At 44.1% G+C, this 13296-nt stretch carries 12 protein-coding genes; all 12 read left to right on the top strand.

Features of this window, described 5'->3' with window-relative positions; translation table 11 throughout:
• Positions 1-8 precede the first annotated feature (8 nt).
• Genes C9J12_RS19505 through C9J12_RS19450 form a run of 12 tightly spaced genes read left to right on the top strand, consistent with a single transcriptional unit; the run spans position 9 to position 12900 of the window.
• A complete protein-coding gene (locus C9J12_RS19505; protein ID WP_407675693.1) occupies positions 9-1439 on the top strand; it encodes an AMP-binding protein in 1431 nt (476 codons plus the stop codon).
• Positions 1440-1463: 24 nt separating this feature from the next.
• On the top strand, positions 1464-1814 hold the full coding sequence (locus C9J12_RS19500; protein ID WP_107244233.1) for an ApeI family dehydratase: 351 nt from the start codon (positions 1464-1466) through the stop codon (positions 1812-1814).
• Complete coding sequence (locus tag C9J12_RS19495) at positions 1814-3502, top strand: glycosyltransferase family 2 protein (protein ID WP_107244232.1); 1689 nt, start codon at positions 1814-1816, stop codon at positions 3500-3502. The genes C9J12_RS19500 and C9J12_RS19495 overlap by 1 nt, the downstream gene beginning before the upstream one ends.
• Entirely contained in the window at positions 3492-5036 is a 1545-nt protein-coding gene (locus tag C9J12_RS19490; protein ID WP_107244231.1) for an HAL/PAL/TAL family ammonia-lyase, read from the top strand. The genes C9J12_RS19495 and C9J12_RS19490 overlap by 11 nt, the downstream gene beginning before the upstream one ends.
• 44 nt (positions 5037-5080) lie before the next feature.
• Positions 5081-5518, top strand: coding sequence for an acyl-CoA thioesterase (locus tag C9J12_RS19485; RefSeq protein WP_011220210.1), 438 nt, complete (start codon positions 5081-5083; stop codon positions 5516-5518).
• The gene (locus tag C9J12_RS19480) at positions 5502-6188 is read left to right on the top strand and encodes a LolA family protein (RefSeq protein WP_107244230.1); all 687 of its coding nucleotides are present in this window, start codon (positions 5502-5504) and stop codon (positions 6186-6188) included. The genes C9J12_RS19485 and C9J12_RS19480 overlap by 17 nt, the downstream gene beginning before the upstream one ends.
• Positions 6172-8568 carry an MMPL family transporter gene (locus C9J12_RS19475; RefSeq protein ID WP_107244229.1) on the top strand — a complete coding sequence of 799 codons (2397 nt, stop codon included), beginning with the start codon at positions 6172-6174 and terminating at the stop codon, positions 8566-8568. Before C9J12_RS19480 ends, C9J12_RS19475 begins: the two co-directional genes overlap by 17 nt.
• Entirely contained in the window at positions 8565-9191 is a 627-nt protein-coding gene (locus C9J12_RS19470; RefSeq protein ID WP_107244228.1) for a DUF3261 domain-containing protein, read from the top strand. Before C9J12_RS19475 ends, C9J12_RS19470 begins: the two co-directional genes overlap by 4 nt.
• 11 nt (positions 9192-9202) lie before the next feature.
• Entirely contained in the window at positions 9203-10477 is a 1275-nt protein-coding gene (locus C9J12_RS19465) for a beta-ketoacyl-[acyl-carrier-protein] synthase family protein (RefSeq protein ID WP_107244227.1), read from the top strand.
• Entirely contained in the window at positions 10470-10949 is a 480-nt protein-coding gene (locus C9J12_RS19460; RefSeq protein ID WP_107244226.1) for a hotdog family protein, read from the top strand. The genes C9J12_RS19465 and C9J12_RS19460 overlap by 8 nt, the downstream gene beginning before the upstream one ends.
• A complete protein-coding gene (locus C9J12_RS19455) occupies positions 10946-11671 on the top strand; it encodes a 3-ketoacyl-ACP reductase FabG2 (RefSeq protein ID WP_107244225.1) in 726 nt (241 codons plus the stop codon). The genes C9J12_RS19460 and C9J12_RS19455 overlap by 4 nt, the downstream gene beginning before the upstream one ends.
• Positions 11668-12900: a beta-ketoacyl-ACP synthase gene (locus C9J12_RS19450; RefSeq protein ID WP_107244224.1), complete on the top strand. Its 1233-nt coding sequence runs from the start codon at positions 11668-11670 to the stop codon at positions 12898-12900. Before C9J12_RS19455 ends, C9J12_RS19450 begins: the two co-directional genes overlap by 4 nt.
• Positions 12901-13296: the final 396 nt, after the last annotated feature.

Genomic DNA, 13296 nt, shown 5'->3' with positions numbered 1-13296 from the left:
AAGTCGTTATGACCTTAAAATCACTGACTAACTTGATGGTTCAACCTTGGCCCGATACGCAACCAGTAGTTATCGCTCCATTAAATTGCACTGATTCTGAAAACACGGCATCTAACCGTACGGCCTCCTGTAACGTATTATGGTCACAATTCCGCTCAGATGTAAATGCATTAACCCAGCAACTTACCGCCAGTAAACACCAACGTTGGGCTATTTGCTTTGACGATAGCTATTTTTTTGCGGTCGCCTTTATGGCTGCCGCACACGCTAATCGCCACATCATCTTACCGGGTAACTACCAGCCAGCCGCTTTAGCTGAACTAGCACCACACTTTGATGCCGTCTTACATGATGGCGTGGTCGATCACCTTACTGCCACAGACATTGAGCTATTCATCGTAGATGCAGCATCGCTCAGTGCGATGAGTGACTCTCAAACAACAAATAGCCCCACATTTATACCATTACTTCTTAATACTATTTGTTTAACGTTATTTACTTCAGGCTCGAGTGGCACACCCAAAGCAATTAACAAAACGCTTGCGTTACTCGATGCTGAAATTGAACAACTTGACGCGGTTTGGGGTGAAAAACTTTCAAACTCAATCATTACAAGCACCGTTTCACACCAGCATATCTACGGCTTATTATTTCGTGTTTTATGGCCATTATGTGCGGGACGTGCATTTGAGCGTTTAAATGTTATTTACCCAGAACAAGTCATTGCACACGCAAACCAAGACACCACGCTAATTAGTAGCCCAGCGTTGTTAAAACGATTAACTGAAGAGCATGAATCTAAACCTTATCGTGCCATTTTCTCGTCCGGTGGGCCTTTGTCATTGGATGCTGCACAACACAGCCAGAACTTGTTTAAACAACTCCCCTTTGAAGTCTTTGGCAGCACTGAAACCGGTGGAATTGGTTATCGACAACAGCAAGATACCACGACGCCTTGGTTACTATTCCCTGCTATCAATATGATTCTAAACGCTGAAGGCTGCTTACGCTTATTATCACCTTTTATCGACCCTAACAATTGGTATCAAACCAGCGATCAGTGCGCATGCTTAAGTGAGCGTACCTTTATGCTAAAAGGGCGAGCCGATCGCATTGTGAAAATAGAAGAAAAGCGTATTTCATTAACCGAAGTTGAACGGCGCTTATGCGAATTAGATTGGATTGATGAAGCGGCTGTATTGCCATTAGAAGAAACCAACCGATTAATTCTAGCTGCAGTGATTACATTGTCTGAAAATGGTAAGAAAACCATTGATGACTTAGGCAAAGGAAAGTTCTGGCTAACATTACGGCAAGCCTTGCGACAATCAGTCGAACCCGTTGGTGTGCCCCGTCGCTACCGAGCCGTTGATGAAATACCGCTAAATAGCCAAGGCAAACGCTTAGTACGAGACTTAGAACAATTGTTCATCGATTAAATCAACACGGTAGATAAGATCATAATGATAAAACGTAAGCCAACCATTATTGCACAACACATATCAGACAATAGCGTTGTACTCACGCTAAAAGTTGATGCTGATATATTGGACTTTCAAGGTCACTTTTCATCTCACCCTTTACTGCCAGGTGTTACGCAAATCGACTGGGCTATGCATTATGGTCACACATTACTTCATGCCAACCCTCTTTTTGGTGGGATGGAAGTAGTGAAGTTTCAAGAACCTATTTTACCCGATAGTATTCTCAAACTATCGTTAACATGGTCAGATGAAAAACAGAAATTACACTTTATTTATACATCAGACAAAGGCACGCACTCTTCTGGTCGTATTAAATTAGGTAATAAGTAATGACGACCTTCCATCCTTGTTTTCTTATTCCTTGTTATAACCACGGTGAAACCGTACCTGCTGTTATTGACTCACTTGCACCTTATGGCTTCCCTATTATCGTAGTTGATGATGGTAGCAAAGCAAGCACACAAAGAATCTTGAGCGAGCAATCTAAGCGTGACAACGTCACGATTATCACGCTATCAAAGAATCTAGGAAAAGGCGGCGCTGTTACCGCAGGAATCTATCAAGCGTATAAACAATGTTTCAGCCATGCGATTCAAATAGATGCAGACGGGCAGCATAATTTAGACGCGTTACCCAAACTGATTACGGAATCGCAAACACACCTGACAGCGCTAATTTCTGGTCAGCCGGTATATGACGAATCGGTACCTAAATCGCGCTTATACGGCCGTTATGCCACACATATATGGGTATGGATTGAAACACTTTCATTCACCATTAAAGACAGTATGTGCGGTTTTCGCTCTTATCCCATTGGTCGTACTATCAATATTTTAGAACGAAATCGCCTTGGTAAACGCATGGCTTTCGATACCGAAATTATGGTTCGCATGTATTGGGATGATTGTGATATTCGCTTTATCGATACCAAAGTGATTTATCCAGAAGGCGGAATATCTCACTTCGATGCATTGTGGGATAACGTGAAAATCAGCGCCATGCATACCCGTTTATTCTTTGGCATGTTGCCACGAATTCCTAAGCTATTAAAACGCAAACCCAGCCAACAACAACATTGGTCATCGCACACTGAGCGCGGCACGATCATTGGTATTAAAGCATTGCTAGCGGTATATGCATTATTAGGACGTACAGCCTTTAATTTATTATTAAAAGCAGTAATAGCGTATTACTACCTGACGGGCAAAAAAGCACGCAAGGCATCAGAAGAATACCTTAACCAGCTAAGTAAGTACGCCCAGCAGCAAAATATAACATTGCCCGCCAAGATCAGTAGTTATAACCATTTATTGTCTTTTGGCCATACCATGCTGGATAAACTTGCAGCATGGCGCGGCGACGTTTCTGAAAAAAACCTAACCATATATGGTCAAGAGCATTTTGACGGCATTGTTGAACAGCAGCGTGGCGTGGTAATTATCGGATCCCATTTAGGCAATCTAGAACTTTGCCGTGCATTAAGCCGTCGCCATACGCATATAAAGATTAACGCATTAGTTTTCACCGAACATGCTGAACGCTTTAATGCCGTAATGAAGGCTGTTAATCCAAAGTCTGATCTCAACCTTATTCAAGTGAGTACGCTTGGGCCAGATACCGCCATTTTACTGCAGCAAAAAATTGAACAAGGAGAGTGGATTGTCATTGTTGGCGATCGCACCTCTGTTACCAAAGAGCAACGTGTTGTTTGGGCTAATTTTCTTGGTCAACCAGCGCCATTCCCTCAAGGTCCTTTCATGTTGGCTGCCGTGCTAAAAGCACCGGTTTACCTCTTATTTGGACTTAGGGATGATAATCAAAAGACACCGCACTTTGATGTCTACTTTGAACCTTTTAGCGAACAAATCAAATTGCCCAGAGGTCAACGTGAAGAAGCCCTTACCCAAGTGGTCAATCAATATGCAAATCGTTTAGAACATTACACGATGAAAGCACCACTACAATGGTACAACTTCTTTAATTTCTGGCAGTTAAGTGGAAAAGATAATGACAAATAATACTCAGCAACCTATTACATTTGGCGCAGAACGTCTCACCATCGAAGATGTTATGTCTATCGCCAATGGCGCACCAGCCTCCATGAACAGTACGCCTGAATACACCGCGAAAATCGATCGTAGTGTTGCCTTTCTAGAGCGCCTTTTGAAAGAAGAAGGGGTTATTTATGGTGTAACAACAGGCTATGGTGATTCATGCACTGTCGCGATTCCACCCAACCTTGTTGATGAGTTACCACTCCACTTAACCCGTTTTCACGGCTGTGGCTTAGGCGAGAACCTTGACCACCAGCAAGCCCGTGCAGTATTAGCGACGCGTTTATGTTCTTTGTCTCAAGGCTTTTCTGGCGTGAGTCATGATCTGCTTAATCAGCTTGTAACGTTAATTAACCACGATATTTCGCCTCGTATTCCTCAAGAAGGTTCTGTCGGTGCAAGTGGCGATTTAACGCCGCTATCATATGTTGCTGCGGTATTAATTGGCGAGCGAGAGGTTATCTACAAAGGTGAGATTCGACCAACCGCAGACGTATTTGCCGAATTAGGTATTACACCTATCAAGCTAAAGCCTAAAGAAGGCCTAGCCTTGATGAACGGCACCTCAGTAATGACAGCATTAGCTTGTATTGCATACAAACGTGCCGAATACCTTGCTCAGTTAGCAACCCGTATTACAGCGATGGTATCTTTGGGCATGCATGGTAATGACTTCCATTTCGATGAAGCATTATTTGCGGTAAAACCGCACCCAGGTCAGCAAGAAATTGCGAGCTGGTTACGTTCAGATCTTCAAGCAGATACACCACCCCGCAACAGTGATCGTCTACAAGATCGTTATTCGCTGCGTTGTGCACCACACGTAATCGGGGTATTGCAAGACACCCTACCGTGGTTACGCCAGATGATCGAAAATGAGCTGAATAGCGCCAATGATAATCCAATCATCGATGGTGAAAACGAGCGAGTTCTACATGGCGGTCACTTCTATGGCGGTCATATCGCGATGGCAATGGACACCTTAAAAACCGCCGTTGCCAATATTGCCGATCTATTGGATCGTCAAATGGCGCAGTTGATGGATTACAAATTCAATAATGGATTACCGTTTAATCTAACCGGTGCAGAAGGCGAGCGTAAGCCGATTAATCACGGCTTCAAAGCGGTGCAAATTGGTATTTCGGCATGGACAGCCGAAGCATTGAAAAACACCATGCCTGCCAGTGTGTTCTCACGTTCTACTGAATGTCATAACCAAGATAAAGTCAGCATGGGCACTATTTCTTCTCGTGACTGTTTACGTGTATTGCAATTAACCGAACAAGTGACGGCGGCTTCGCTGTTAGCAGCAACGCAAGCATTAGAAATCCGCAAGCGCCATAATGAACTCGACGAGAATCACTTCAGTCCCGCACTGAAATCCATGACAAAAGCTGTGCTTAATGATTTCGACTTTGTCATTGAAGATCGTCCGCTAGAAGGGGATCTGCGTCATTTCATCGAGATGATCCAACAACAGCGTTGGGATCTTTACTGATTTCCACCATCATTGATGCATGATCAAACACGGAGCTTTTTTAAATGACAGAACAACACCGTATTCTAGATGCCGACGTCATTATGGTGACATCTTTCCAGGATGCTGATCCTATGGGCGTGGTTTATCACGGTAACTACTTCCGATACTTTGAAGAAGCTCGTCGTATTTTGATGGAAAAAATTGCATACAGTTACCATGACATGATGGCCTCTGGTTACATGTGGCCAATCATTGATACACGGGTTAAGTACGTTAAACCTATCCCGTTTAATCATCAAATCCGCATTACTGCAACGTTAACTGAATGGGAAAATCGCCTTCGGGTTGATTACGTTATTTACGATGCAGAATCAGGGGTACGCATGACTAAAGCACATACCATGCAAGTTGCTGTTGGTATTGAAGATGGTGAAATGTGTTTTGTTTCGCCTAAAGCATTCACCGATAAAGTGGAGACATGGCATGCTGGCACAAAATAATATCGTTAGTGGCGACATTCACCCCCCACGAACAACAGCCAAGCGTTTATTACGCAACGTCACTCTTGGGTTAAGCCTATGTGCAGGGCTTATCAGCTTTTCATCAAACGCGATTACATTGCCTGATCTGCAAGAGAAATTATCGAATCACCCGATTGTTCGTGGCGACTTTGAACAAATTCGAAAAATGGAAATGTTCAATGCACCATTAACCTCGCAAGGGCAATTTCTATTAGCAGAAAAGCAAGGATTACTGTGGCAGCAAACCACCCCTTTTCCCGTTGCCTTAGTGCTAACCAAAGACAAGTTAAGCCAGCAATTTGGCGATCAAGACGCACAAGTGGTTTCTGCCAGCGAGAACCCGATGGTGTTCTATTTTAGCCACGTATTCCTGTCATTATTTAAAGGGGATACGAGCCAATTAACCGAACAATTCGAGCTCGCACTAAGCCAACAGCCAGATAACGAAGAACAATGGCAGTTAATGCTTACGCCTAAAGCTGCTCCTTTGAATGCTGTCTTTAAGACAATCACGATCAATGGCGATACGTTCATTAACCATTTAACGTTAACCGAAATTCGTGGCGATGTGACTGACATTACATTTTCCAACCAACGTACAGCCCCTGCTGAACTGACTGTAGAAGAACAACGTGCCTTCCAATTCTAAACTTGCCTTTGCTTGGTTATTCATCACTCTGGTTTTTATTGGTGCCTTAGGGTATCAATTGACCGTGCGTAACCAGTCACCAATAGAAACCAACATTCTGGCATTGCTACCGGAAAATCGGCAAGATCCTATCGCACAAGAGGCCTTTGATCAGGTCGCGAATAGCATGAGCGATAAAGTTATCTTTCTGATCGGAGGCCAAGATAAACAAGTGTTATTAGCGGCTTCTGAGCAATTATCAACAGAACTAGCAACGGTGGGGCTATTCAGCAAAGTCACAGGTAGAATCAGTCAGAACGTACAACAAGCTTGGGGTGAGTTATATTTCCCTAAACGCTTTCAACTACTGACGCCAGAACAACAAGCACGCTTACAACATACCCCTGAGCTGCAAAATCAGCAGGTTCTTCAAGCTCTGTATAACCCATTTTCAGGGGTAACAGGCAATGAACTGCGCAGTGATCCGTTTCTGCTCTTTCGTGATTTTCTTTCTCAGCTAACGAAGCAATCAGGCAACTTTCAATTAACCGATGGCTTTTTAACAACAGATTATCAAGGCAAAGATTACATATTAATTACTGCCGATTTATCAGATTCAGCCTATAGCTTAAGCCTACAACGCCAGCTGCCAGCACTCACCACGTTAGAAAATAGTATTCGCCAACAATATAATGTGGACGTACTGCACACAGGGGTAATCTTCTATGCGGCACACGGCACTGAAAGCGCTAAAAGTGAAATAAGTACTATAGGGCTAGGTTCACTACTTGGCGTTATCGTCTTGCTATTAGCGGTATATCGCAGTCCTTTACCGATTGCTCTCGCCTTGCTGTCTATTAGCTGTGGGTTACTGTCGGCATTTGTATTAACCGTCGCTATTTTCGGTAAAGTCCATTTGTTCAGCTTGGTATTCGGTGCCAGCTTAATTGGGGTGTCTATCGATTATGCCTTTCATTTTCTTACAGACCGTTTAGCTGCAGGCAAAACGTGGAATGCACAACAAGGCTTACAGCATATTTTTGCAGCTATCACTCTAGGACTTATTACCAGTTTGATTGGCTACCTTGGGATGCTTATCGCACCTTTCCCTGGCTTGCAGCAATTATCTTTATTCTCTGCCATTGGCTTAACCGCGGCTTATGCGACAGTCGTATGCTGGTATCCAATTTTAGCGCGTAAACCCAGCCAACAACGCAACGCCTTACCGTTCATGCATACAATGACAGCATGGCTAAATTTATGGCAAAAACCGGTTATTCGTGTTGCTTTCCCTTCCATCATATTCATCGTAGCTCTGATGGGCATGTATCATGCCGATTACAACGATGATATTCGCCAACTACAAGCATTGCCGTCTGATTTGAAACAACAAGAAGCAACGATTAAATCAATCACAGGCGTAAGCAGTAGCCAGCAAATGTTGTTAGTAAAAGCAGCCGACGAACAAGATCTGCTAAATCAGTTACAACAAGTGACTCAGCAGCTTGATACGTACCAACAGCAAGGTGCATTGGGTGGATACCAAAGCATTAGCCAGTACCTGCCGTCTGAAAAGACTCAACGCGATAATTTCGCCTTAGTAAAACAGCTTTATCAGCAGCAAGGCGATGCATTAACACAGCAGTTAAAACTCAATGCACCTGTAGCATTTGAACAAACATTTACCCCCCTAACTATTGATGACTTTCTGGCGTCCCCCGTTGCTGACCCATTGCGCTTTATGTGGCTGGGTAAGTTACAAGGCATGCAATCTGCCATCATTATGTTGAGCGATGTGCATCAACCTAAAATCATTCAACAGTTTGCAACTCAGCACCTTAATATCAGTTACCTTAATAAAGCGGATGAGGTCTCGTTACTCTTTGGTGAATACCGAGTACGAGTGACAGAATTACTGATTGGTGCAACATTGGCAATTTGGGCATTGCTTACGTGGCGCTATGGCATGAAAAAGGGGATTTTACTTATTTTACCGCCTGTTATTGCTGGCTGTGTAGGCATAGCCGTCACAACAATTACTGGCGTACCGTTAAACTTATTTAACTTGCTCGCGCTAATATTAATTTTGGGGATAGGCATAGATTACACCCTATTCTTTGCTGAGCAGGATCATGCTATTGATGATAACGCTGAAGGCAACTCGGAATCGGTTTCGACCCAAAGTACATTTCTGGCAATCAGCCTATCAGCAGCCACGACACTATTGTCATTTGGCTTATTGGCCTTGAGTGCGACCCAAGCGATACACAGTTTTGGCATTACAGTACTTACCGGCATTATCGTGGCATGGTTACTTGCCCCTTTATCTATGTCGGTTCAATCCATGTCGGTTCACGATAAGCAGACTAATAATACTCGACACAATGAGGCGAATGAATGATGTTCCCCATAATCCAGCGACCAATAATGCAGAAAATGCCACTCAAACCATTAGCGTTAGCCATATTGGTATTCACCTTCAGCGGTTGTGCGATGAAGCCAGAACAACAAGCCAATCAAGTTACTATTGCACCCGATACCTTGGTCACATTACCGACAGCAGCCCAATTAGGGTATTCATTAACCGCAAGCCAATTGATCACCGCACAGTGGGCAGAACAAACCCACCAGCTACCCGTGCAACTGCAAGTCGATAGTCAGAAGCTGGCACTGGCTGGCTTTTCATCGTGGGGATCTCGTATTCTGAGCTTAACCTATGAAAACCAGACGATTGAAGCCAGTGTCTTATCAGGGTTAGGGGATACGCTGCCCAAGCCTGAGCAAGTATTGTTTAACTTAATGCTGACTCTATGGCCGTTAGATGCATGGCATAAGCCATTAAACGATGTGGGATGGCAACTAATAGAAACAGCACAGCACCGCCAGCTCATTGATAATAAGGGTATTGTTGTCGCTGATATAAACTATCAGTCATCACAACACCTTGATGGTGATATTACCTTTATCAACCATCAACTTGGCTACACAATCACCATTAAAACGTTAGATTACAACCAAGAATAATAAGAAAGGCGATGACGATTAATATGTCGAACACCACGAAAAAAGACAGTAAAAGTACGCCCGTGTATATTCATGGCTGTGGGTTTCATTCTGCGCTAGGCAAAAATGCAGAAGAAATACATTCACGCCTGCAGCAAGGGGCTTCACCCGATATGCTGCCCGTAACAGGCTTGTTGAATGATGGCTCTGACACGGTTGTCGGTAAAATACACGACCCGTTATCCGCTGTACCAGCACGTTGCCAACAACAAGACACATTTAATAATCGCCTTGCACTATCAGCCTTACAGCAAATCACAGCCCCGATTGAACATGCGATTAGCCAATATGGTAAAGAACGTCTAGCCGTCATCATTGGCACCAGCACTTCTGGCATTTCAGATGGCGAGCAAGCCCTAAGCCAGCAAATGAATAACGGTACTTTTCCTGCTGATTATCATTACTACCAACAAGAAATTGGCAACCCAGCTGAGTTTGTTGCTGATTATTTCGGGCTAGAAGGGCCAACCTATACCATTTCAACGGCTTGTTCTTCAAGCGGTAGGGTTTTTCTGACAGCGAAACGATTATTAAAAATGGGTATTGTTGATGCTGTTATCGTCGGTGGAGTCGATTCTCTTTGTCAGCTAACCTTAAATGGTTTCCACGGTTTAGACGCACTTTCAAACACCTTATGTAACCCTTTTAGCAAAAACCGTAATGGCATTAATATTGGTGAAGCGGCCGCATTCATGCTGTTAGCATTAGCACCAAAACCTGCTGCATTGCATCCAAATCAAGCTGATTCAAGTAGATCTAACGCCAAACAGCAGATCGCTTTGTTAGGTGTTGGGGATAGCTCTGACGCCCACCACATCTCGGCGCCACACCCAGAAGGGAATGGGGCAGAAGAAGCAATGCGCAAAGCACTGGATGATGCAGGGCTAGCCCCAGAAGACATTGGCTACATCAATGCCCACGGTACAGCAACCCCGTTAAATGACGAGATGGAAGCGAAGGCGATTCATCGTGTCTTTGGTGCAAAAACGCCAGTGAGCTCAACGAAACCTTTTACCGGTCATACTTTAGGGGCAGCCAGTGCTGTAGAAGCGGCTATTTGTTGGCACATATTGCATTACGGCATTGATCTTCCTGCACAAATAAATGATGGTAAAATAGCAGACAGCCTTGCACCTATTACGTTAGTTGAACTGAATACGAAGCTTGTTCAGCCCGCGATTTTAAGTAATTCATTTGCCTTTGGTGGCAATAACATCAGCCTGATATTTGGGTACACACATGACTAATATTCCACATCTACATCAACTTATTCCTCATGACACACCTATGGTGCTGGTTGATGAGCTCATCGACGTGGGTGAAGAACATGTTCATTGCAGGGTGAATATCAACGAAAGTTGTATTTTTTTCGACTCTGAAACCCGAAGCATTCCTGGGCATGTCGGCATTGAGTTTATGGCTCAATCTGTGGCTGGTTGGTCGGGTTATCACGCTTGGAAACAAGGCAAACCTTCACCCATTGGTTTTTTACTCGGTTGTCGCCGCTACCAAGCAGAATGCAGTGCCTTTAATGAGGGCGACGTACTCGATATTCATGCCGAGCGCCTAATGGAAAATAATGGGATGGCAGTTTTCATCTGCCGCATTGAACACCAAGGGGCCGTTTTAGCCACGAGTCAATTAAATGCATTTGTACCATCACCAGAAAAATTAGATCAAATGATCGGTAACTCTCAAGAAAATAGGAATCCTTCATGACCCGACAGGTATTAGTAACAGGCGCGAGCAAAGGTATTGGACGTGCTGTTGCTACACAGCTTGCCAAAGACGGCTTTACTGTCGTAGTACATTACATGAGCGACAAGTCTGGCGCAGAATCAACATTAAGTGATATTCAGCACGCTGGCGGTTCGGGTCGTATCATTCAATTTGATATCAGTGATCGCGCTCAATGCCGTGAACAACTTGAAGCCGACATTGCTGAGTATGGCGCTTACTATGGCGTCGTCAGTAACGCCGGCATTACCCGTGATACCGCATTCCCAGCGATGACAGAAGAAGAATGGGATGGCGTTATTCATACTAATCTCGACAGCTTTTATAACGTACTTCACCCTTGCGTTATGCCAATGGTACAGAAACGCAAAGGTGGCCGCATTATTACATTAGCCTCTGTTTCTGGCATTATAGGTAACCGTGGTCAAACCAACTATAGCGCAGCAAAAGCAGGCGTAATTGGTGCAACCAAATCATTAGCACTAGAGCTTGCTAAGCGAAAAATCACAGTGAACTGTGTCGCACCCGGCTTAATCGATACTGGCATGGTTGATGAACATGTTAAAGAACATGCGTTGCCACAAGTACCATTACGTCGCATGGGCGAACCTGAAGAAGTAGCGGGCCTTGTTAGCTACTTAATGTCTGATATCGCGGCGTATGTGACTCGCCAAGTAATTTCGGTAAATGGAGGATTAATATGATCCGTCGCGTTGTTGTAACCGGCATGTCTGGCGTAACCGCTTTAGGAAATGACTGGCAGGCCATCGAGCCTAAATTGCGAGCTTGTGAGAATGCGACCCAATATATGGTCGATTATGAACAATATGATGGCTTAAATACAAAGCTAGCCGCGCCTATTCACGGCTTTTCACTGCCGAAGCATTACACCCGTAAGAAAATCCGTTCGATGGGTCGAGTATCCAAACTCTCAACCTTAGCGACAGAGAATGCACTAATACAAAGTGGGTTACTCGATAACGATGTGCTAACCAACGGTGAAACCGGTATTGCTTACGGTTCTTCGACAGGCAGCACCCCAGCAATTGGTGCCTTTGGTGTCATGCTAAATGAAAAGAGCACCAGAGCCATCACCGCAACAACGTATGTACAAATGATGCCCCATACAACCGCGGTTAACGTCGGTTTATTCTTTGGCTTTCGTGGTCGTGTTATTCCAACCAGTAGCGCATGTACATCAGGCAGCCAAGCGATCGGTTATGCCTATGAAGCGATTAAACACGGTTACCAAACTGTCATGATTGCTGGCGGCGCTGAAGAGTTATGCCCAACAGAGTCGGCGGTTTTTGATACTTTGTTCGCGACTAGCCTTAAGAATGATGCCCCTAAAACGACCCCTCGCCCCTATGATACCGATCGCGATGGTTTAGTGATTGGTGAAGGTGCTGGTACGTTGGTACTAGAAGAATATGAACACGCTATTGCACGTGGTGCCAAAATTTATGCAGAACTGGTTGGCTTCGCCAGTAACTGCGATGCGGCTCATGTTACTCAGCCACAACAAGAAACCATGCAACTTTGTATGGAAATGGCGTTAAAAAATGCGAATTTGTCGCCAGAATCTATCGACTACGTTTCTGCACACGGTACCGCGACAGAAAAAGGTGATATTGCAGAAAGTAATGCAACAGCCAACATCTTCGGCGATAAAGCACCGATTAGCTCATTAAAAAGCTATTTTGGTCATACTCTTGGTGCCTGTGGTGCCATTGAAGCATGGTTAAGTTTAGAAATGATGAACACGGGCTGGTTTAGCCCAACATTGAACCTTGATAACGTCGATGAACGTTGTGGCGCATTGGATTATATTCGCGGCGAAGGGCGTAATATTGATTGCCAATATATTATGAGCAACAACTTTGCGTTCGGTGGTATCAATACATCATTGATCTTCAAACGCTGGCAAGAATAGAATTAAAAAGAGAACGTCGTGCTAGAAATTGAAGAGCGGGTCTTAGGGCACGCTCTTCAACTAATAGCAGGAGTTCAATCTTGATCAAATCTGCCAATCACACGTATCAGAGTCCAGCTGTCTAGGTCACTTTCTAAGTCGCATCCCCTCACTGTGGGCCCAAACCTCTGCATCAAAACACTTAGGCTAGCAATTCGGGTTACTTTGATAATCATATTTCAACTATTAACTTTAGAGTTAAAACTCTATTTACTATCAAATATTGGACCAATATCACAAACCCCACTGACGGAATATGAAACCATACAAGTTATCTTCTACACGTTATTTTCTATAAATTCTTTTATAGAAATATTTTCCCTATTCTGCTTGTCAGATTAGGGCTTTTTTTTGCTA

This window comes from Photobacterium frigidiphilum, from assembly GCF_003025615.1.
Taxonomy (GTDB): Bacteria; Pseudomonadota; Gammaproteobacteria; order Enterobacterales; family Vibrionaceae; genus Photobacterium; species Photobacterium frigidiphilum.
Note: the sequence above shows the minus strand (reverse complement) of the source record. Positions and strands in the feature narration are given on the sequence as shown.